Genomic DNA, 19,939 nt, shown 5'->3' on the forward strand with positions numbered 1-19,939 from the left:
GAAAAATGACCTTGATGCTGTAATTGCCCGCTGACGCTACGAAGAGCTTTGAACCCTGTCAAACTTATTGGATCTGCCCTCACGTGGCGCTTGACCGATGCCGCGTTCCCATACATATCACCGCCATGACAGACCTCGCACATATCCGCAATTTCTCCATCGTCGCGCATATCGACCATGGGAAATCCACGCTTGCCGACCGGTTGATCCAGTCGACAAACACCGTCTCGGCACGTGAGATGAAAGAGCAGTTGCTCGACGCGATGGATATCGAACGCGAACGCGGCATCACGATCAAGGCGAACACCGTCCGGATCGAGTATATCGCGGATAACGGGGAGCTTTATGTCCTCAACCTGATCGACACCCCCGGCCACGTCGACTTTGCCTATGAGGTCTCTCGGTCGATGCGCGCGGTAGAAGGCTCGCTGCTGGTCGTGGACTCGACCCAAGGGGTCGAGGCGCAGACGCTGGCGAACGTCTATCAGGCCATCGACGCGGATCATGAGATCGTGCCGGTGCTGAACAAGATCGACCTGCCGGCCTCGGAGCCCGACCGCGTGCGCGAGCAGATCGAGGACGTGATCGGCATCGATGCCTCCGAGGCCATGCTGGTTTCGGCCAAGTCCGGCATCGGCATTCATGAGACCCTCGAGGCGATCGTGCACCGGCTGCCTGCGCCGACCGGGGACCGGGACGCGCCGCTCAAGGCGATGCTGGTCGATAGCTGGTACGATCCCTATCTCGGCGTTGTCGTGCTTGTCCGGATCATGGACGGCGTGATGAAAAAGAACGAACGCGTGCGGTTCATGCAGAACGGCACCGTGCATCAGATCGACCGGATCGGTGTGTTCCGTCCCGCGATGCAGAACGTGGATGAGCTTGGCCCCGGTGAAATCGGGTTTATCACCGCCTCGATCAAGCAGGTGCGCGACACCAAGGTGGGCGACACGATCACCCATGAGAAGAAGGGTGCGGAGAAACCGCTTCCCGGTTTCAAGCCGTCGATCCCGGTGGTCTTCTGCGGTCTCTTCCCGGTGGATTCCGCCGAGTTCGAGGACCTGCGCGATGCTATTGAGAAACTGGCGCTGAACGATGCGTCGTTCTCTTATGAAATGGAAACGTCTGCCGCGCTTGGGTTCGGGTTCCGCTGTGGTTTCCTTGGCTTGCTGCATCTTGAAGTGGTCCGCGACCGGCTTGAGCGCGAATACGATATCGAACTGATCACCACGGCACCGTCGGTGGTTTACCATGTCTTCATGAAAGACGGGACGATGCAGGAGCTGCATAACCCCGCCGACATGCCCGACCTGACCTATGTCGATCACGTGGAAGAACCGAGGATCAAGGCGACGATCATGGTGCCTGACGATTACCTCGGCGACGTGCTGAAGCTGTGCCAGGACCGTCGCGGTATCCAGCAGGAGCTGACCTATGCCGGTTCGCGCCCGCTGGTGGTCTATGACCTGCCGTTGAACGAGGTGGTGTTCGATTTCTATGACCGTCTGAAATCGGTCACCAAGGGTTATGCCTCTTTCGATTACCAGATGATCGGCTATCGCCAGGACAATCTGGTCAAGATGCAGATCCTCGTGAACGACGAACCGGTCGATGCGCTGTCGATGATGGTTCACCGTGATCGCGCGGAAGCGCGCGGGCGGGCGATGTGCGAGAAGCTCAAGGAGCTGATCCCGCGCCACATGTTCAAGATCCCGATTCAGGCGGCGATCGGGGGCAAGGTTATCGCACGGGAGACTTTGTCGGCCATGCGCAAGGACGTGACCGCGAAATGTTACGGCGGTGACGCGACCCGTAAGAAAAAGCTGCTGGAAAAGCAGAAGGCGGGCAAGAAGAAGATGCGCCAGTTCGGCAAGGTGGACATCCCGCAGGAAGCGTTCATCTCCGCGCTCAAAATGGACGGCTGATATTTCCGGCTGCGTGACGTTTCGCGCCCGGAGCATTTTCTATTCGAAAACCTTTCGGCAATTTGTGTAATTGCTGCATGCGCAAAGTGCCTTTGCAATTGCAGCAATTGCGCGTGCTTTACCTTGGGTTAATTAAGCGGAAGCGAACGGCTTAATGTCGATCTGAATGTTAAGCCAAAATCATGAATTAAGTCTGAACCAAAGCTTTCAACCATTAGAAAACTGTCGATACGACAGGCGTATCGACGACATGCGAATGCCGGAACATCGGTCGGTTGGGGTTTGGTTGAAAACGGGCCGGGGCCGCGGGTTATTCCGCTTCGTCCTGGATATTGCGGCCGAGGGATTCAACGTCCTTGCCGAAACCCTTGGCGGTTTCACAGGCGGCGAGAGGCAGAAGGACGAGGGTGATGGCAAGGATGCGCAGCATGGCAAAGCTCTTGATTCAGACGGGGTGAAACGCAGAATTCGGGCTTAATCTCGATATCTGCACGGCATATTCAACCACATCTAGTGGTTGCTACGCAAGCGGGCAATGGCCTGAGACGACGATTGCCCGGCTAGGTCAGCGTGCGGCCCGAAAAGTGTTCTCGCGCATGTTATTGCCGATCAGCACTGCCGCGACCATGGCCGCAAGCCCGGCCCAGCCGCCGATCAGATACCATCCGAGTACGTGTATCAGGTCGTTTCCATAAGCGAGAAGCCCCAAGGCACCTCCGAAAATGCCCGTCATAGAAGACGAGAGTATGTATCCAGTCATTCTGTCCGCCCTTACCCATCCAACTCCTCTTATAGAGAATCAGGTGATTCCTGCCCAGACGGCATTCCTCAATTTTGAAGAATTAGTGACATTTGTGACCTTACGTTACTAATTCAACGTTTAAACAAATGCTAATGAATGTCCTGCGAGGCTCATAAATAATTGAATTGGCTATTCAATCGAGGAAGACGCGCAGGGTCGCTTCGAATTCACGGGGCTTCTCTGCGTGGAGCCAGTGGCCCGCACCGGGCAGTTTTGCAAAGCGGGCAGAGGGGAACAGGCTGCGGATCTTGTTGCGATTGTCCGATGTTACGTAATCGGAATCGGCGCCGCTGAGGAACAGGGCAGGGCCATCCCATTGCGCCTCGATATCGGGAAAGGTCATGATCTCAGGCATATTCGCTTCGAGCGCGTCGAGGTTCAGTTTCCACTTTTGGTTGGCGACATCGAGCGACTGGGTGAAAAAGCTTTGCAGGGCGGGTTCGACGCCAAGGTCGGCCAGTTGCTGGGCCGCCTCGGAACGGCGTGTGACGCGCTCCAAATCCACCGCGCGCATTTTCTCGATAAAATGCAATTGGGTGTGGGTGTAGGCCACGGGGGCGATGTCCGCGATTACCAGACGGTTAAGATGCTCGGGGTGGGTCAGGGCCAGCATCATCGCGGCCTTGCCGCCCATGGAGTGACCGACAAGATCCACCGGGCCGGGCAGGGTGGCCATGACCTCGGCCAGATCATCGGCCAGATCGGCGTAGGTATGGCTGTCATGCCATGGGCTTTCGCCGTGATTGCGCAGATCTACAGCGATGACCTCGCGGCTGTCGGAGAGCCGTTTCGCGATCACGCCCCAGTTGCGGGCAGAGCCGAAGAGGCCATGCACGATGAGAAGGGGCGGGAGATCCGTGGCGGTTCCGTGGCGAATGGTGTTCAACATGCCTTCTTGTCTAGCGACTGCCCGGCACGGCTGCCAGCCCCATTGAGCACGCGCCAACGGCGCGCTATGTCTGGGGATGTGAGGGTGAGTGATGAGCCAGGTTCAGGAACAGACTTTAGAGCTGAAGAAATTAATGCGCGACAAACTGGGCGTGCGGGCGGGCAGCTTTTCTGTCGCGCTGCGCAAGGCGGGGCGTCGCCTGCCGCGTTCAGTGCGCCGTTACGGTCGCGAACTGGCCAAGGCCGAAGGTTTGGCAGAACACCCCAAGCTCCGGAATACATTGGATGAATCGCGTCTTGATACGGCGGCGAGCCGGATCCGCGAACACCTGACCGGCATTGATGTCGCGGACCGCCGCAAGGGATATTTCCTTGGCGTTCTGGGCGTGGTTGCGTTCAATATTCTGGTGATTGCCGCGATCCTGATGGCCATCTTGATGTGGCGCGGCTTTATCTGACAGCCTGTCGGACCTGCGTCGTCCGCCCCCCGAAATGAGGGGGTGATTCCCGTACACTACCTGTACACCCCCTGTACATCGGGCGTGCATCGGCGCCGGGGCTTTCGCCCCGGGCCTGTTTGATCAGATCAGAGGTTGGGGTAGATCGGGAAGCGGGCGCAGAGCTCTTCCACTTCGGCTTTGACCTTTTCCTCGACCGCGCTGTTGCCGTCCTCGCCATTGGCGGCCAGACCGTCGACCACTTCGATGATCCAGTCCGCGATCTGACGGAACTCGGCCTCGCCAAACCCGCGCGTGGTGCCCGCGGGCGAGCCCAAACGGATGCCGCTGGTCACGGTCGGTTTTTCCGGATCGAAAGGAACGCCGTTCTTGTTGCAGGTGATATGCGCGCGGCCCAGCGCCTTTTCAGTGGCGTTGCCTTTGACGTTCTTGGGGCGCAGATCGACGAGAACAACGTGGGTGTCGGTACCGTGGGTCACGGTGTCGAGTCCGCCCTTGATCAGCTGGTCCGAGAGCGCCTGCGCATTGGCAATGACCTGCTTGATATAGTCCTTGAACTCGGGCCGCAGCGCTTCGCCAAACGCGACGGCCTTGCCCGCGATCACATGCATCAGCGGCCCGCCCTGGATGCCGGGGAAGATGGCGGAGTTGAACTTTTTCGCCAGCGCCTCGTCATTGGTGAGGATCATGCCGCCGCGCGGACCGCGCAGGGTCTTGTGGGTGGTGGTGGTCGCCACATGCGCATGGGGGAAAGGCGAGGGGTGCTCGCCCGCTGCGACGAGACCAGCGAAATGCGCCATGTCGACGTGCAGGTAGGCGCCGACGCTGTCGGCAATCTCGCGCATGCGGGCAAAGTCGATCTGGCGCGGGATGGCCGAGCCGCCGGCGATGATCAGCTTGGGCTTGTGCTCTTTCGCGAGTTCTTCGACCTGATCGTAGTCGAGCAGGTTGTCCTGCTTGCGCACGCCGTACTGGATCGCGTTGAACCACTTGCCCGACTGGTTGGGCGCGGCGCCGTGGGTGAGGTGGCCACCGGCGTCGAGGCTCATGCCGAGGATGGTGTCGCCGGGCTGCAGCAGCGCGGTGAAGACGCCTTGGTTGGCCTGCGATCCTGAGTTCGGCTGCACGTTGGCGAATTCGCAGTCAAACAGCTTGCAGGCGCGTTCGATGGCGAGGTTCTCGGCGATGTCTACGAACTGACAGCCGCCATAGTAGCGACGGCCCGGATAGCCTTCGGCATATTTGTTGGTCATCACCGATCCCTGCGCTTCCATCACGGCGGCGGAGACGATGTTTTCCGAGGCGATCAGCTCGATCTCGTCGCGCTGGCGGCCCAGTTCGGAGGTGATGGAGCCGTAAAGCTCGGGGTCGCGGCTGGAGAGGGATTCGGTAAAGAAACCGTTGTCACGAGTGGGCGCGTTCATTGGGTGCTCCGAGTAATGAGAGGGGCGTGATTGCGGGGTTTCGTATCGGAAACGGCGCAGCGTGGAAAGGCTGTAAAGCGACGAATTGTACCCCGCGCGCGCCAAGGCTGGTCACGCCCGGAAAGGTATGATTGTTTCGGAACAAGTTGCGTAATACCGGAAACCTTTGGAATGACCCTGAAAATCGCGTTCATGGCCGGCAAGAGCGAGGTGGCCCAGTCGGCCCACGATGTGCTGACCGCGAGATACGGCGACGTGCCGCCAGCCGAGGCGGATGTGATCGTGGCGCTGGGCGGGGATGGTTTCATGCTGCGCACGCTGCATACGACGCAGGATCTTCCGGCCCCGGTTTACGGCATGAACTGCGGCACCATCGGCTTTTTGATGAATGAATACAACGAGGACGGCCTGATGGAACGCCTCGAGGAAGCGGTTCAGGAAGATATCAACCCGCTGTCGATGCAAGCGATGGACCAGACCGGGCGGATACACCGTGCGCTGGCGATCAACGAGGTCTCGCTTTTGCGGGCGGGGCCGCAGGCGGCCAAGCTGAAGATCACGGTCGATGGCAAAGTCCGGCTGGACGAACTGGTTTGCGACGGGGCGCTGTTGTCCACCCCGGCGGGATCGACTGCGTACAACTATTCGGCTCATGGGCCGATTCTGCCGATCGGGTCGGATGTGCTGGCGCTGACGGCGATTGCCGCATTCCGGCCCCGGCGCTGGCGCGGAGCCTTGCTTCCCAAGCGGGTCACGGTGCGGTTCGACGTGCTGGAATCGGCCAAGCGCCCGGTGATGGCGGATGCGGATTCGATTTCCATCGACAATATCGACTGGGTCGAGATCAAATCCGATCCGACGATAAAGCACCGCATTCTCTTTGATCCGGGCCACGGGCTGGAAGAGCGGCTCATTTCCGAACAATTCAACTGATTTCCTCGCCACCGGCTTTGGGAAATTTCTGAAATCTTCATTCCTATTTGTGAAGAAGATCACGGAAGTTCCAAGCGGGCTTCGTCATACAAGGATCATCGGATCGGGCGCCACCGGTTAGGCGCTCTCCGAGTAAGAGTGAGCGAGTTTGTAAAGAGTATGCGTGTTTCGCGAAGTCGCGGGCGTGGGGCCCCAAACTCCACGTCCGCACTTTGCCGGTACGAGTGATTTTGTTTCCCCCGTGTTTCATACCGGTGTGACAGATGTCGATTACTGCGTCGTCATACCAAAGGCATAGACCCCTTGGCTGAATTGACAGTGATCCGTTTTCGGGTCGGGAAAAGCGTAAAAGGTAAGCGGTTTCAAATCAGGAATGGCGGGTGCAGGGGAAACCCTGTGCCCGCAATTACTTTGGGACCGGCGCATTTTGTGATGTCTTGCCGGGCGTTCCTGCCCGAAAATCCAAAAGCAGCGTGTTTTTTAGAATTAAGCTAATGATTGTGCTTTTATTTTTACACAACCATGGCATGAAACAAGCAGGCTGAATTTTTCAGCATCCCGGCCGCTTTCCCTCGGCCACAGTAATTTTCCGAGTTTCGCGGGCCCGGCGTGAAAACACCGGGTCCGCTATTTTATTCAGGGGCCGCCTCAGGCGATCTGCCGGTCCTGTCCTTCCCAGTAGGGTTTGCGCAATTCCGTCTTGAGCACCTTGTTGGCGCCCGACAGCGGGAAGGCTTCGGTGCGGAATTCCACGCTGCGCGGGCATTTGTACCCGGCGATCAGCTCGTGGCAGTGATCCTTGATCTCCTGCTCGGTGGCTTCGGCCCCGGGTTTCAGGATCACCAGCGCATGAACTGCCTCGCCCCATTGCTCGCTCGGGATACCGATGACCGCGCTGGTGGCGACGGCGGGGTGCTGGCCAATGGCGTTTTCCACCTCGGCGGAATAGACGTTTTCGCCGCCCGAAACGATCATGTCCTTGAGACGGTCCATCAGGAAGATGAAGCCTTCGTCATCCATGTAGCCCGCATCGCCGGTATGCACCCAGCCGTTGCGGATGGTCTTGGCGGTGACATCGGGTTTTTGCCAGTATCCGAGCATGGTGATCGGCCCCTTGACGGTGATTTCGCCGACCTCGCCGCGCGGAAGCTCGTTGCCGTCCTCGTCGACCACCCGGATCTCGACACAGCGGGTGGCGCGACCGGCGGAGCGCAGCTTGCCCGCCTTGGGGCCTTCGACCACGTGGTAATCGGTGGCAAGCACCGTCGCGACCGGGGAAAGCTCCGTCTGGCCAAAGGCTTGCAGGAATTGCGCCTTAGGGAAACATTTGAACCCGTTTTCCAGCGCCGCCTGTGTGATGGGCGAGGCACCGTAGGCGATGAGTTCCAGCGAGGAGACATCGGTTTCGGCCAGTTTCGGGCTGGCCATGACCATCTGCAGCATCACCGGGACCAGCAGGATGTGGCTGGGGCGATGGGTTTCGATGGCTTCCAGCGTCGCGTCCGGCGTGAAGGACGGGATCGAGACATGGGTGCCAGAAACGAAGGTGATGGCCATGAACCAGAGCAGATCGGCGATATGGAACATCGGCGCGGCGTGGAGGTACACGGTGCCGTCACGCACCCCCAGTTCCTGCGCGTTAGACAGACCGCCCACGTAGAAGTTCGTATGACTGAGCATCACGCCCTTGGGGAAACCGGTGGTGCCGCCTGTATAAAAGATCCCGGCCAGATCGTCGCCAGACCGGCCCGCATCCTCGACCGGATCGGCGGCGGCGATGATCTCTTCGTAGTTCTGCATCCCCTCGGGCGTGTCGCCGTCACCGCAGAAGATGAGCGTTTTCAGACCCTTTGCCTGTTCCTGGATCGGCGCGGCAGCCTTGGCAAAGGCGTCGTCCACGATCAGGATTTCGGCCCCAGCATCATTGATCGCATAGGCGCATTCGGCGGGTGACCAGCGGATGTTCATCGGCATCATCGCCCCACCGCCCCAGACGGTCGCGAAGAAATATTCGATGAACCGGTCCGAATTCAGCGACAAAAGGGCGACCCGGTCGTTGGGCTTCATGCCTAGATTCTGCAGCGCGCCGGCCAGCTTCTGCACCCTGTTCAACAGGGTCTCCCATGTCTGGCTGCGGTCTGCGTGAACGGTGGCCGTGGTCGTCGGATTGACCTGCGCCGCACGGCGCAGGGCTGACGATATCTGCATTTAAGTCTCCTCCCAGGACGTTATGCAAAGGCGCAAGCGCCTGTTATATGGAGGTAATTTACCCCATTCTCTCCCAAAGTACATCGCACATGCGCCCGACCCGCGATTCAATCGCGATCATCGCGTCGACGATGAGATCCTCGCGCCAGCGCTGTCCGATCACCTGCACATTGATGGGTTGGGGACCTTTGGGCAAGTCCGCAAGCCGCGCGGGCACGGAGCCGGCGGGCAGGCCGACGAAGTTCATCGAATAGGAGTAGATCGCGGCCCCCAGCACCTCGCGCACACCTGCTGCACCCTCGAGGTCGCGGTCGGGTCCAAAGAAGGGCGTCGGCATAAATGGCGTGAGAGCGAGCGGGTATTCGGCGAGGAACAGCGAAAGCTCGCGTGCGTAATAGGTGCGCTTGGCCATCATCGCGAGCAGTTCGGCCCCTTCAAACGGTTGGAACTGATCGAAATATTCGTTGAAAAGCGCGTTGATGTCGTTCGAGCCGAGCACCTTGATGTCGTCGCGCATCATACCTGCCATCTCGCCCATGAGGGTGCGATAGCCGTCCATGCCGCAGTCGCGGATCAGGGGCGGGTCGATTTCCTCGACCTGGTAGCCTGCGTCCTCGAGCGCTTCGCGGGCAGTATCCAGCGCCTTTTCGACCTCGGGGTGGAGATCGAATTCAAAGGTGTTCTTGGTGAAGGCTACTTTAATGGGAGAGCCGAGCGGAGCGCCCTGCCACGGCAGCGGGATATGGAAGGGGTCGCGCGGATCGGGAGCGATCATGCTGGGCATGGACATGTGCAAATCCTGCGCGGTGCGGGTGATCAGCCCCTGCACGGACATGGATTGTGACAGCATCCCGCGTTCGGCTTTCTGGCTCGGGTTATAGGCGGGGACGCGGCCGAGGCCGGGCTTGACGGTCACCGCGCCATTGGCGGCGGCGGGAAAGCGCAGTGAGCCGCCGATGTCGTTGCCATGAGCGAGCGTGCCGATCCCGGCCATGATCGACGCACCCGCACCGCCCGAAGAGCCGCCGGGCGAGATATGAGCGCCCCAGGGGTTGTGCGTACGGCCGTAGAGCGGGTTGTCCGTGTCGGCGCGGAAGGAAAATTCGGGCGTGTTGGTGCGTCCGATCACGATAGCACCTGCCTTTTGCAGGTTTTCAACCACCGGGGCGTCATGCTCGGCGATGACGTCACGCAGGGCGAGCACCCCGTTGGTCGTCGCATGACCGGCCTGATCGACATTGACCTTGATGGTGACGGGCAGCCCGTGCAGCGGGCCGGGGGTGGCGCCACCGGCGCGGGCCTTGTCGAGCACCACGGCGCGTTCCATTGCCTCATCGCCGAGGTCTTCGACAACGGCGTTCAGGTCGGGGTTAACCGCGTGCATCCGCGCGATGGCGGCACTGACGGCAGCTTCGGCACTCAGCTCTCCGCTGCGGGTTTTTTCGGCGGTTTCGGTCGCGCTCAGGCGCCAGATCGTATCATTGGTCATGTGTATTCTCCTGCGCGGGCACGTTAGGCGCGCGGCGCAGGGAAAGCCAAGAGGGGACGGGCAGAAACATCGCGCCAAACGGCTCATCAGGACAACAAATGTGCTCTTGCTGACGACAGGCAAAACCCCGCCATCGTGTACTGTGACAGCGATTTGAGCGGAACCAACGGCCTGCTGTCACGTTTTGTCCCCGAGGCAACGCAGGGTGCGGGGCCTTGGGGTGGAAGCCCCGCAAAGAATAGGAGTTATGTTATGAACTGGGATCAAATCCAAGGTAACTGGAAACAGATCAAAGGCTCGATTCAGCGCGAATGGGGCGAGCTCACCGATGATGACCTCGACAAGGTCGAAGGTGATCGCACCAAGCTGATTGGTGTTGTTCAGGAACGCTATGGCCTCGCCAAAGACGAAGCTGAACGCAAGGTTGACGAATTCGCAGCGCGCGATCACAGCGCAGTCTGAATTCAAAGCATTTAAGCGGTACAAGGGCGGCTGACTCAGCCGCCCTTGCGCGTTTCCGGGTGTCGCTTCGGCAGGTTAGCCGCTGTAGCCGATCGATTTAAGCGCATCGCGAATTTCGTCGAGAATGGCGGGGTCGTCGATCGTGGCGGGCATTTTGAAATCCTGATTGTCTGCGATCTTAACCATGGTTGCCCGAAGGATTTTGCCCGAGCGGGTCTTGGGCAGGCGGTCCACAACCACGGCAAGCTTGAAGGCCGCGACCGGGCCGATCTGGTCACGGACGAGTTTCACGCATTCCGACGTGATTTCCGCCTCCGGACGGTTCACGCCCTTGGTAAGGATCACGAACCCGACGGGCATCTGGCCCTTGAGGTCGTCGCTGACACCGATCACGGCGCATTCTGCGACGTCCGGGTGGCTGGCCAGCACTTCCTCCATCGCGCCGGTCGACAGACGGTGCCCGGCGACATTGATCACGTCATCGGTGCGGGCCATGATGTAGACATAGCCGTTTTCGTCGATCATCCCGGCATCGCCGGTTTCGTAATAGCCGGGGAAATGCTCGAGGTAGGATTTCTTGAACCGCGCCTCGGCGTTCCAGAGCGTGGGCAGCGTGCCGGGGGGGAGGGGCAGCTTGATCGCGATGGCGCCAAGCTCACCCGGTTTCATCGGATGCCCGGCCTCGTCGAGGATCTGGATGTCATAACCGGGCATGGCCACAGTGGGCGAGCCGATCTTGACCGGCAAGGCCTCGAGCCCCGCCGGGTTGCCTGCGATGGTCCAGCCGGTCTCTGTCTGCCACCAGTGGTCATAGACGGGCTTGTCCAGAACGCGTTGAGCCCACTCGATGGTGTCCGGATCGGCGCGTTCCCCCGCGAGATAGAGGGCGCGCAGGCAAGAGAGGTCGTATTTCTTGAGATACTCGCCCTTGGGGTCTTCGCGTTTTACCGCGCGGATCGCTGTTGGTGCGGTAAAGAAAGACCGCACGTTATGTTCCGAGATAACGCGCCAGAAGGTGCCGGGATCGGGGGTACCGACGGGCTTGCCTTCGAACACGATGGTGGTGTTGCCGTGGATCAGCGGGCCATAGGCGATATAGGAATGGCCCACGACCCAGCCCACGTCCGAGGCTGCCCAGAAGGCATCGCCGGGATCGACATTGTAGATGTTTTTCATCGACCAGTTGAGCGCGACAATGTGCCCGCCGGTGTGGCGCACGACGCCCTTGGGCGCACCGGTGGTGCCGGAGGTATAGAGGATGTAGGCGGGGTGGGTGCCTTCGACGGGGAGGCAATCGGCGGGCTCGACGCCGTATTGAAAACCGTACCAGTTGAAATCGCGACCCTCTTCGAGGTGAGCAACCTCTTGTTCACGTTGGAAGATTACGCAGAAATCCGGCTTGTGCGTGGCCTGTTCGATGGCCCCGTCGAGCAGCGGTTTGTAATGGACGACGCGGCCCGGTTCGATCCCGCAGGAGGCGGCGATGATCGCCTTTGGTTGGCAGTCGTCGATCCGCACGGCAAGCTCATGCGCGGCGAAACCGCCGAAAACGACCGAGTGGATGGCGCCGATCCGCGCGCAGGCCAGCATGGCCTCGATCGCTTGCGGCACCATCGGCATGTAGATGATGACCCGGTCGCCCTTTTCGATGCCCTTGGCGCGCAGGGCCCCGGCGAGCATGGCGACGCGGTTGCGCAGCTCGTCATAGGTGATCTTCTGGATTGTGCCGGTGACGGGGCTGTCATGGATCAGCGCGATCTGGTCGCCGCGCCCGGCTTCGCAATGGCGGTCAACGGCGTTCCAGCAGGTGTTGACCATGCCGTCGTCATACCAGGTGTAGAGCGGGGCGTTTTCGTCGTTAAGCGCCCTTGTCGGAAAGCGGTCCCAGTCGATTGACTTGGCCTGTTCGAGCCAGAACCCGTTCGGGTCGGCCATGCTGGCGTCGTAGACTTCCTTGTAAGACATGAGATCCTCCTCCGCATCCATTAGGGTTTGTTAAGGAGCGAAGGCAGGTCCGGCAAGCCGCGAGACAGGTGGCGCGACAGTCTGGCGCAAATTTTCGTGACCGTTAGCGCAACAGTTTGCAAACCGTATAGGGCGGTCTTTGTCGCAAGGGTCGGGTTTGCAAAGTTTCCATATGATCCGGCGGGTTCGGCAGCAAATTGCCGCAGGGGAATACGAGGTGAAAATACGACGTCGAGGTCGAAAATCGGCAAGCTGGAATCAGGGATGTGGTGGTAGTTCTGGTGACAGGGCAGGCATGGTGCCTGTACCTTTGCATTGAGGATTGCCCCGATGGGCGACAAGAAGTCCAAGCCGTCTAAACCCGGCGATAAAACCGTCAAGAAATAAGTAATCCAGCCATTTTTCCCTAGAGTGTCCGCCATGTGGGTTGCCGCATGGCGGAATTGCGTTCCGGCGAGGGGTATTTCACTGGACTGAGTTTAGCCAGAATGACGCGCCGGAATTTACGCTCTTCGAAACGCGGCATGTGTCGGCGGGGAATCTCGCCCCGCTAACGGGGCGATGGGAGATGGTCGCTTAGCCGTATTGCGCAACCGGGGTGCCCGCGATGGCGGACATGTTCAGCAACCCGCGCGTGGTGATCGAGGGGCTGACGATATGGGCGCGGTTCCCCATGCCCATCAGGATCGGTCCGACTTCGAGCCCGCCCGCGCGCATCTTGAGGATGTTGCGCACGCCGCTGGCTGCGTCTGCATGGGCAAAGACCAGCACATTGGCGATGCCTTCCATGCGCGAGTTCGGGAAAACCCGGGCGCGAAGTTCCCCGTCGAGCGCGGCTTCGACGTTCATTTCGCCCTCGAATTCAAAGGTGCAGCCCTTGCGGTTCAGAATGTCCATCGCGGCGCGCATGCGCTGGCCGGAACTGTCGTTCTGGCTGCCGAATTGCGATTGCGAACACATGGCGACCTTGGGGGTTAGGCCAAAGCGGCGCACGTGACGCGCGGCCCCGATGGCGATATCCGCAAGTTCCTCGGCGGTGGGTTCGGTGTGGACCTGCGTATCGGCGATGAACAGCGGACCCTCTTCGAGGATCATCAGGCTGAGCGCGCCCGCAGGATGCAATTCGTCCGATCCCAGCACCTGATTGATGTAGTTCAGATGCCAGCGGTATTCGCCGAAAGTGCCGCAGATCAGGCAGTCGGCCTCGCCGCGTTGGACCATGATCGCGCCGATGGCCGTGGTGTTGGTCCGCAGGATCGCCTTGGCGAGGTCCGGTGTGACGCCGCGCCGTTCCATGATCTCGTGATACGAAGTCCAGTAATCGTAGTAGCGCGGGTCGTTTTCCGGGTTCACGAGCTGCACATCGCGGCCCGGGCGGATATCGAGCCCGAAGCGTTCGCAGCGCTGCTCGATCACTTCGGGGCGGCCGATCAGAATCGGGGTTTCAGTGGTCTCTTCGAGCACCGCCTGCGCGGCGCGGAGAACACGTTCGTCCTCGCCCTCAGCAAATACGATCCGGCGCGAGGCAGAGGCGGCGGCCTCGAACACCGGGCGCATCAGCAGGGCTGAGCGGAAGACCGACTGGTTCAGCTTGTGCTTATAGGCGTCGAGATCCTCGATCGGTCGCGCGGCAACGCCGCTTTCCATCGCGGCGCGAGCCACGGAGGACGAGACCACAGCAATCAGGCGCGGATCGAAAGGCTTGGGGATCAGGTAATCGGCGCCAAAGGTAAGCTGTTCGCCGGAATAGGCGGCGGCAGCCTCGGCGCTGGTGGTGGCGCGGGCGAGTTCCGCGATCCCGTCGATACAGGCAAGCTGCATCTCGTCGTTGATCTCGGTCGCGCCAACATCCAACGCCCCGCGGAAGATAAAGGGGAAGCAGAGGACGTTATTGACCTGGTTGGGAAAATCGCTGCGGCCTGTCGCGATGATCGCATCCGGCGCGACTTGACGGACGAGGTCGGGCATGATTTCGGGCGTGGGGTTGGCGAGGGCAAAGATGATCGGGCGGGTCGCCATGCGGGCCACCATTTCCGGCTGTAGCACGCCGGGGCCGGACAGGCCGAGAAAGAGATCGGCACCGTCGATGACCTCATCCAGTGTGCGCAGATCGGATTTTTGCGCATATTCGGCTTTTTGAGGGTTCATGTCCTCGGCCCGTCCTTCGTAGACGAGACCGTGAATATCACAGAGCCAGACGTTTTCGCGTTTGACACCCAGTTTCAGCAGCATGTTGAGGCAGGCGATGCCCGCCGCGCCACCGCCGGTCGAGACGATCTTGATGTCCTCAAAGGATTTCTGCGCGACGAAGATCGCGTTCTTGGCGGCCGCGCCTACGACGATGGCGGTGCCGTGCTGATCATCGTGGAACACCGGGATGTTCATGCGTTCGCGGCAGATCCGTTCGACGATGAAACAGTCGGGGGCCTTGATGTCTTCGAGATTGATCGCGCCAAAGGTCGGTTCCATCGCGCAGACGAGATCGGCCAGCTTTTCGGGGTCGGGTTCGTTCAATTCGATATCGAAACAGTCGATATTGGCGAATTTCTTGAAGAGCACGGCCTTGCCCTCCATCACCGGTTTCGAGGCCAGCGCGCCGATGTTGCCAAGCCCCAGAACCGCCGAGCCATTGGAGACGACGCCGACCAGATTGCCCCGCGTGGTGTAGCGCGCGGCGTTTGCCTCATCTTCCTTGATTTCAAGGCAGGCCTCGGCCACGCCAGGAGAATAGGCACGGGCCAGATCGCGCCCGTTCGCCATTGGCTTGGTGGCGCGGATTTCGAGTTTTCCGGGCTTGGGATGTTCGTGGTAATACAGCGCAGCCTGGCGCAGGCTCTGGTTTTCGGACACGGGAACGGACCTCTTTCTGGGTTTAGTTTAGTGTTAAACCATTTTTTTGTGGCGTTAAACGGTTCTTTTCACATCGTTCACCAAGCCGCTTGCTTGCAAGTTTGGCGGCGGCTCGTCAAAGTCGCGAAAAACACGGTGAAAGAGAGCAAAGATGACCGAGATCCGGGGGGAAATCCGACTTCCCACGCAAGAGCTGCGCGATGATATTCCGTTTCTTACCAAGGTATTGGGGATGCGGCTGGATATGATCTATCCGGCGGATGACCCCCAGGTGGCGGTTTTTTCCGGGCATGGGCTGCGGCTGCGGGTCGAGAATGGTGCGCCGGAATCACCGGGAACTTTGCGTATTCTGACCGATGCGCCGGATGAATTCGCCGATGGAAAGCGGGAACTGATCGCGCCGAATGGGACCAAAATCGAAATCGATGAGTTGAACCCGCCGATGCAGATGCCGACGACGGTGCATTCCTTTGTGGTGCGGCGACTGGCGGATCAGGCGCCGTGGATCATCGGGCGGGCGGGGATGCATTACCGTGACCTGATTCCCGACCGCCTGGGCGGGTCGATCATTGCAAGCCATATCCGGATTCCTGACGGCGGCCCGGTGCCTGACATGGTGCATTTCCACAAGGTCGGCTTTCAGCTCATCTTTTGCATAAACGGTTGGGTAGACGTGGTTTACGAAGATCAGGGGCCGAAGATGCGCCTGACGGCGGGCGATTGTTTCATCCAGCCGCCCGAGATCCGCCATCGTGTGCTTGAAGCGAGCGACAATGTTCAGGTGATCGAGATCGGCGTACCCGCCGAGCATGTCACTGAAATCGACCATGATATGGAATTGCCGACACCGCATCTTCGCCCTGAGCGCGAATGGCAGGGGCAGCGTTTCGTTTACAATCGGGCGAAGGATGCGACCTGGGTACCGTTCCGGATTCCGGGGTTCGAGGCGCGGGACACGACCATTTCCGAGAATACCAAGGGTGTCGCCGGCGTTCAGGTGGTGCGCAAGGGACAGGGTACGCCGGACTGGGCGCGCCATGACACCGATATTCTTTTCACCTTTGTGATGTCGGGGCAGGTGACGCTCGAGGGAGAAGGGCGTGAGCCTTATCCGCTGACCGAAGGGGACGCTTTTGTTATCCCGCCTGGCATGAAAACGCGGCTCCGGGATGCCAGCGAAAACATTGAATTGCTTGAAGTATCGCTGCCGGGCGTGTTTGAGACAAAGCTCGGCTGATACGTGTCAGGACTCGCGGTGCCGCTTGAGCTGGGCGATCCGGATGCGCGCCTCGCGCTCGGTCAGTTCGCCGAGTTCGGGGTGGCCTTCCTGCTCTGAAAGCCGCAGAAGTTCGGCCTCGGTGCGCGACGTCGCCGGTTTCTTGCGTTCTTCGTGCTGGGGGGTACCTCCGTTCTTCTTCAGGGCGACACGGGGGCGTGAGTAGAGTGAACTTGTCATGGACCTGTACCGGTTGCTGCGGTGTCAAAACGCGCCGCGGCATTTAATGTTCCTTGCATCCAATGGTTACAGCCGGGAACATGACATAGCTATGAAAAAGAAGGGCCTTGAGATGAAAGATCTGAGAGCGGCGGCGAGCGCGGTGCGGGAGAATGCCCATGCGCCCTATTCGGCGTTCAAGGTGGGGGCTGCGATCCGGTCGGACTCGGGTGCGGTGTACATCGGGTGCAACGTGGAAAACGTGGCCTATCCCGAGGGGACCTGCGCCGAGGCCGGGGCGATTGCCGCGATGGTCGCGGCGGGCGAAACAACGCTTGCCGAAGTCTATGTCATCGCGGGGTCGCCTAGCCCGGTGCCGCCCTGCGGCGGGTGCCGACAGAAGCTTGCCGAATTCGGTGGCAGCGATGTGCCGGTGACTCTTGCTACGGTGTCGGGAGAAGAGTTTCGGACCACCATTGGCGATCTGCTGCCGGGCGCTTTTGGAGCGGCGCATATGAGCGGGGAATAAACCGTGGATGCGCGTTCGATCATCGCGCGGTTGCGGAGGCGCGAGGTGCCCGATGTGGACGAGTTGCGTTGGTTCGCGCAAGGGCTAGCCGATGGCACGGTCAGCGATGCGCAGGCGGGGGCCTTTGCGATGGCAGTCTGCCTTGGCGATCTGGGCACCGAGGGGCGTGCGGCGCTGACGCTCGCCATGCGCGACAGCGGTGAGGTTCTCTCATGGGATCTCGGCGGGCCGGTGATCGACAAGCATTCGACTGGCGGGGTGGGCGATTGCGTGTCGCTGATCCTTGCCCCGGCGCTGGCGGTCTGCGGGGGCTATGTGCCGATGATTTCTGGGCGCGGGCTTGGACATACGGGCGGGACGCTGGATAAATTGGAATCGATCCCCGGATTCACGACCGCGATTGCGCGGGACCAGTTCCAGCAGATTGTCGGCAAGCACGGCTGCGCTATCGTCGGCGCGACCGAGGGGATCGCCCCGGCGGACCGTCGGCTTTACGCGATCCGGGATGTGACCGGGACGGTGGAAAGCCTTGATTTGATCACGGCGTCGATCCTGTCGAAAAAGCTGGCGGCGGCACCGGGCGCGCTGGTGCTGGATGTCAAATTGGGCAGTGGCGCTTTCATGAAATCCCTGCCCGAGGCGCGGGCGCTGGCCCGGGCGCTGCGGGACACCGCAGAGGCGGCGGGGTGTCCGACAAGCGCGATAATCAGCGATATGAATCAACCCCTTGCGCCCAGCCTTGGCAACGCGCTGGAAGTGGCCGAGGTGATGCAGGCACTGAGTGGAGAGGGTGGAGGTCCGCTGGTCGAGATCACCGTTGCGCTGGGCGGTGTGCTGCTGACCGATGCCGGGCTGGCCAATGATGTGGCGGCGGGAGAGGCGCTGATCCGCGAAGTCGTTGCCGACGGGCGCGCGGGCGAGAAATTCGGACAGATGGTGGCGGCGCAAGGCGGGCCGGTGCATTTTCTCGAAAATTGGCGGCGGCTGCTGCCGGAGGCAAATATCATGCACGAAGTCGTGGCATCTAAGGCTGGCTATGTCGTTTCGATAGATGGCGAGGCGCTGGGGCTAGCGGTGATCGGTCTGGGCGGCGGGCGTCAGGTTGAAAGCGACCGTATTGATCCGTCGGTCGGGCTGTCCAAGATTGTCCGGCTGGGCACGCGGGTTGAAAAAGGGACGCCGCTGGCGATGGTACATGCCGCGCGCGAGGAAGCTGCGGAAGCGGCAGCGGCGGCCGTGCAAAAGGCGATTGTGATCGCGCCTGAAAAGCCTGCGATACCGCAGCTTGTTCACGAAAGGATCGTCAGATGAGCCGTGCCTTTTTGATCGTCATGGATTCTGTCGGGATCGGCGGGGCACCGGATGCGGACCGGTTCTTTAACGGCGATCTGCCGGATACGGGCGCGAACACCTTGGCGCATATTGCGATGGCCTGTGCCGAGGGGCGCGCCAAAGAGGGGCGGAGCGGTCCGTTGAACATGCCCAATCTCGACCGGCTTGGGCTTGGGGCGGCGGTCCGGCTGGCTTCGGGCGATGACGCACCGGGGCTTGGGGCGGAACCCGAGGGCATTTGGGGCGCGGCGAGCGAGATCTCACCCGGCAAAGATACGCCTTCGGGACATTGGGAGCTGGCAGGCGTGCCGGTGCCATGGGACTGGCATTATTTCCCCGAGGAGCGCCCGGCCTTCCCCGAGGATTTGAGCCACGCCGTGGCCGAGGCGGCGGGCAGCGGAGGCATTCTTGGCAAGTGCCACGCCTCGGGCACGACGATCATCGAAGAACTTGGCGCGGAGCACATGAAAACCGGCTGGCCGATCTGCTATACCTCGGCGGACAGCGTGTTCCAGGTCGCCGCGCATGAAGAGACATTCGGGCTGGAACGCCTGCTGAAGCTTTGCAAGACCGTCGCGCCACGGTTGCATGCGATGAAAGTGGGCCGGGTCATCGCCCGGCCTTTTGTCGGCTCCCCCGAAGAGGGGTTTCAACGCACAACGAACCGGCGCGATTACGCGATTGAACCGCCTGCGCCGGTGCTGGGCGAATGGGTACAGCAGGCCGGCGGGCGGGTTTATGGCGTAGGAAAGATCGGGGACATATTCTCTATGCGGGGGTTTGATGATCTGCGCAAGGGATCGGATGCCAAGCTTATGGATCATATGGAAGATCTCATGCGCGAAGCAGAACCTGGTAGCCTGACATTCGCCAATTTCGTGGAGTTCGACAGCCTTTACGGGCACCGACGCGACATGTCGGGCTATGCCCGGGCGCTCGAGTGGTTCGACGCGAGGGTTGGCGGTCTTGTCGCGGCGATGCAGCCGGGCGACATGATGCTGTTCACGGCGGATCATGGCAACGACCCAAGCTGGAAAGGCACCGATCATACGCGTGAGAGGGTTCCTGTCCTTGTTGCTGGAAAGGGTGCGGGACCGCTGGGACAGGTCGCGTTCACGGATGTGGCAGCCAGTGTCGCGGCGCATCTTGGAGTGGCATCACAGGGACCCGGGCGCAGCTTTTTCTGAGCGATGACTTGCCTGCATCGTCTCGCTGTCACAATAAGGGGAAAATCCCTTA

At 60.6% G+C, this 19,939-nt stretch carries 18 protein-coding genes; 8 read left to right on the forward strand and 10 right to left on the reverse strand.

Annotated features, from left to right (window positions below; genetic code table 11):
* Window positions 1-125 precede the first annotated feature (125 nt).
* Window positions 126-1,925 carry a translation elongation factor 4 gene (lepA, locus tag MF268_RS06815; RefSeq protein ID WP_238370126.1) on the forward strand — a complete coding sequence of 600 codons (1,800 nt, stop codon included), beginning with the start codon at window positions 126-128 and terminating at the stop codon, window positions 1,923-1,925.
* A gap of 310 nt (window positions 1,926-2,235) precedes the next feature.
* On the opposite strand, the gene MF268_RS06820 is transcribed toward lepA, so the two are convergent.
* From MF268_RS06820 to MF268_RS06830, 3 genes are all read right to left on the reverse strand, one after another.
* Window positions 2,236-2,355, reverse strand: coding sequence for an entericidin A/B family lipoprotein (locus tag MF268_RS06820; protein ID WP_238370127.1), 120 nt, complete (start codon window positions 2,353-2,355; stop codon window positions 2,236-2,238).
* 135 nt (window positions 2,356-2,490) lie between these two features.
* Window positions 2,491-2,685: a hypothetical protein gene (locus tag MF268_RS06825; protein WP_238370128.1), complete on the reverse strand. Its 195-nt coding sequence runs from the start codon at window positions 2,683-2,685 to the stop codon at window positions 2,491-2,493.
* 175 nt (window positions 2,686-2,860) lie between these two features.
* Complete coding sequence (locus tag MF268_RS06830) at window positions 2,861-3,616, reverse strand: alpha/beta fold hydrolase (protein ID WP_238370129.1); 756 nt, start codon at window positions 3,614-3,616, stop codon at window positions 2,861-2,863.
* Between the two features lie 91 nt (window positions 3,617-3,707).
* On the opposite strand from MF268_RS06830, the gene MF268_RS06835 reads away from it, so the two are divergent.
* Entirely contained in the window at window positions 3,708-4,073 is a 366-nt protein-coding gene (locus MF268_RS06835; RefSeq protein WP_238370130.1) for a hypothetical protein, read from the forward strand.
* A gap of 128 nt (window positions 4,074-4,201) precedes the next feature.
* On the opposite strand, the gene glyA is transcribed toward MF268_RS06835, so the two are convergent.
* Window positions 4,202-5,497, reverse strand: a complete 1,296-nt coding sequence (gene glyA / locus MF268_RS06840) for a serine hydroxymethyltransferase (RefSeq protein WP_238370131.1) — start codon at window positions 5,495-5,497, stop codon at window positions 4,202-4,204.
* A gap of 171 nt (window positions 5,498-5,668) precedes the next feature.
* Between glyA and MF268_RS06845 the strand changes: the two genes are divergently transcribed.
* Entirely contained in the window at window positions 5,669-6,430 is a 762-nt protein-coding gene (locus tag MF268_RS06845) for an NAD kinase (protein ID WP_238370132.1), read from the forward strand.
* A 648-nt stretch (window positions 6,431-7,078) separates the two neighbouring features.
* On the opposite strand, the gene MF268_RS06850 is transcribed toward MF268_RS06845, so the two are convergent.
* Together MF268_RS06850 and MF268_RS06855 are read right to left on the reverse strand one after the other, a co-directional pair.
* Entirely contained in the window at window positions 7,079-8,638 is a 1,560-nt protein-coding gene (locus tag MF268_RS06850) for a long-chain-fatty-acid--CoA ligase (RefSeq protein ID WP_238370133.1), read from the reverse strand.
* Window positions 8,639-8,696: 58 nt separating this feature from the next.
* Window positions 8,697-10,127, reverse strand: coding sequence for an amidase family protein (locus tag MF268_RS06855; RefSeq protein WP_238370134.1), 1,431 nt, complete (start codon window positions 10,125-10,127; stop codon window positions 8,697-8,699).
* Between the two features lie 252 nt (window positions 10,128-10,379).
* On the opposite strand from MF268_RS06855, the gene MF268_RS06860 reads away from it, so the two are divergent.
* A complete protein-coding gene (locus MF268_RS06860; RefSeq protein ID WP_088634717.1) occupies window positions 10,380-10,589 on the forward strand; it encodes a CsbD family protein in 210 nt (69 codons plus the stop codon).
* Window positions 10,590-10,664: 75 nt separating this feature from the next.
* Here the strand turns inward: MF268_RS06860 and prpE are convergent, their stop codons facing one another.
* The 3 genes from prpE to MF268_RS06875 form a co-directional block, all read right to left on the reverse strand.
* On the reverse strand, window positions 10,665-12,554 hold the full coding sequence (gene prpE / locus MF268_RS06865; RefSeq protein WP_238370135.1) for a propionate-CoA ligase PrpE: 1,890 nt from the start codon (window positions 12,552-12,554) through the stop codon (window positions 10,665-10,667).
* A gap of 20 nt (window positions 12,555-12,574) precedes the next feature.
* Complete coding sequence (locus tag MF268_RS06870; RefSeq protein ID WP_238370136.1) at window positions 12,575-12,976, reverse strand: hypothetical protein; 402 nt, start codon at window positions 12,974-12,976, stop codon at window positions 12,575-12,577.
* Window positions 12,977-13,130: 154 nt separating this feature from the next.
* Entirely contained in the window at window positions 13,131-15,404 is a 2,274-nt protein-coding gene (locus tag MF268_RS06875; RefSeq protein WP_238370137.1) for an NADP-dependent malic enzyme, read from the reverse strand.
* A gap of 151 nt (window positions 15,405-15,555) precedes the next feature.
* Between MF268_RS06875 and MF268_RS06880 the strand changes: the two genes are divergently transcribed.
* Window positions 15,556-16,641: a cupin domain-containing protein gene (locus MF268_RS06880; RefSeq protein WP_238370138.1), complete on the forward strand. Its 1,086-nt coding sequence runs from the start codon at window positions 15,556-15,558 to the stop codon at window positions 16,639-16,641.
* Window positions 16,642-16,647: 6 nt separating this feature from the next.
* On the opposite strand, the gene MF268_RS06885 is transcribed toward MF268_RS06880, so the two are convergent.
* Window positions 16,648-16,860: a hypothetical protein gene (locus tag MF268_RS06885; RefSeq protein WP_238370139.1), complete on the reverse strand. Its 213-nt coding sequence runs from the start codon at window positions 16,858-16,860 to the stop codon at window positions 16,648-16,650.
* A gap of 46 nt (window positions 16,861-16,906) precedes the next feature.
* Between MF268_RS06885 and MF268_RS06890 the strand changes: the two genes are divergently transcribed.
* Genes MF268_RS06890 through MF268_RS06900 form a run of 3 tightly spaced genes read left to right on the forward strand, consistent with a single transcriptional unit; the run spans window position 16,907 to window position 19,887 of the window.
* Window positions 16,907-17,368 (forward strand): cytidine deaminase, encoded by a 462-nt coding sequence (locus tag MF268_RS06890; protein WP_273544908.1) that lies wholly within the window; start codon window positions 16,907-16,909, stop codon window positions 17,366-17,368.
* Between the two features lie 3 nt (window positions 17,369-17,371).
* Window positions 17,372-18,679, forward strand: a complete 1,308-nt coding sequence (locus MF268_RS06895) for a thymidine phosphorylase (RefSeq protein WP_238370141.1) — start codon at window positions 17,372-17,374, stop codon at window positions 18,677-18,679.
* Window positions 18,676-19,887, forward strand: coding sequence for a phosphopentomutase (locus MF268_RS06900; RefSeq protein ID WP_238370142.1), 1,212 nt, complete (start codon window positions 18,676-18,678; stop codon window positions 19,885-19,887). The genes MF268_RS06895 and MF268_RS06900 overlap by 4 nt, the downstream gene beginning before the upstream one ends.
* The last annotated feature ends 52 nt before the right edge of the window (window positions 19,888-19,939 follow it).

It is taken from the genome of Heliomarina baculiformis (genome assembly GCF_019966545.1).
Taxonomy (GTDB): Bacteria; Pseudomonadota; Alphaproteobacteria; order Rhodobacterales; family Rhodobacteraceae; genus Heliomarina; species Heliomarina baculiformis.

Excerpts from the sequence above, each read along its gene's own strand:
- lepA (WP_238370126.1), top strand. The coding sequence starts at position 126 with ATGACAGACCTCGCACATATCCGCAATTTCTCCATCGTCGCGCATATC.
- MF268_RS06820 (WP_238370127.1), bottom strand. The coding sequence starts at position 2,355 with ATGCTGCGCATCCTTGCCATCACCCTCGTCCTTCTGCCTCTCGCCGCC.
- MF268_RS06825 (WP_238370128.1), bottom strand. The coding sequence starts at position 2,685 with ATGACTGGATACATACTCTCGTCTTCTATGACGGGCATTTTCGGAGGT.
- MF268_RS06830 (WP_238370129.1), bottom strand. The coding sequence starts at position 3,616 with ATGTTGAACACCATTCGCCACGGAACCGCCACGGATCTCCCGCCCCTT.
- MF268_RS06835 (WP_238370130.1), top strand. The coding sequence starts at position 3,708 with ATGAGCCAGGTTCAGGAACAGACTTTAGAGCTGAAGAAATTAATGCGC.
- glyA (WP_238370131.1), bottom strand. The coding sequence starts at position 5,497 with ATGAACGCGCCCACTCGTGACAACGGTTTCTTTACCGAATCCCTCTCC.
- MF268_RS06845 (WP_238370132.1), top strand. The coding sequence starts at position 5,669 with ATGACCCTGAAAATCGCGTTCATGGCCGGCAAGAGCGAGGTGGCCCAG.
- MF268_RS06850 (WP_238370133.1), bottom strand. The coding sequence starts at position 8,638 with ATGCAGATATCGTCAGCCCTGCGCCGTGCGGCGCAGGTCAATCCGACG.
- MF268_RS06855 (WP_238370134.1), bottom strand. The coding sequence starts at position 10,127 with ATGACCAATGATACGATCTGGCGCCTGAGCGCGACCGAAACCGCCGAA.
- MF268_RS06860 (WP_088634717.1), top strand. The coding sequence starts at position 10,380 with ATGAACTGGGATCAAATCCAAGGTAACTGGAAACAGATCAAAGGCTCG.
- prpE (WP_238370135.1), bottom strand. The coding sequence starts at position 12,554 with ATGTCTTACAAGGAAGTCTACGACGCCAGCATGGCCGACCCGAACGGG.
- MF268_RS06870 (WP_238370136.1), bottom strand. The coding sequence starts at position 12,976 with ATGGCGGACACTCTAGGGAAAAATGGCTGGATTACTTATTTCTTGACG.
- MF268_RS06880 (WP_238370138.1), top strand. The coding sequence starts at position 15,556 with ATGACCGAGATCCGGGGGGAAATCCGACTTCCCACGCAAGAGCTGCGC.
- MF268_RS06885 (WP_238370139.1), bottom strand. The coding sequence starts at position 16,860 with ATGACAAGTTCACTCTACTCACGCCCCCGTGTCGCCCTGAAGAAGAAC.
- MF268_RS06890 (WP_273544908.1), top strand. The coding sequence starts at position 16,907 with ATGTTCCTTGCATCCAATGGTTACAGCCGGGAACATGACATAGCTATG.
- MF268_RS06900 (WP_238370142.1), top strand. The coding sequence starts at position 18,676 with ATGAGCCGTGCCTTTTTGATCGTCATGGATTCTGTCGGGATCGGCGGG.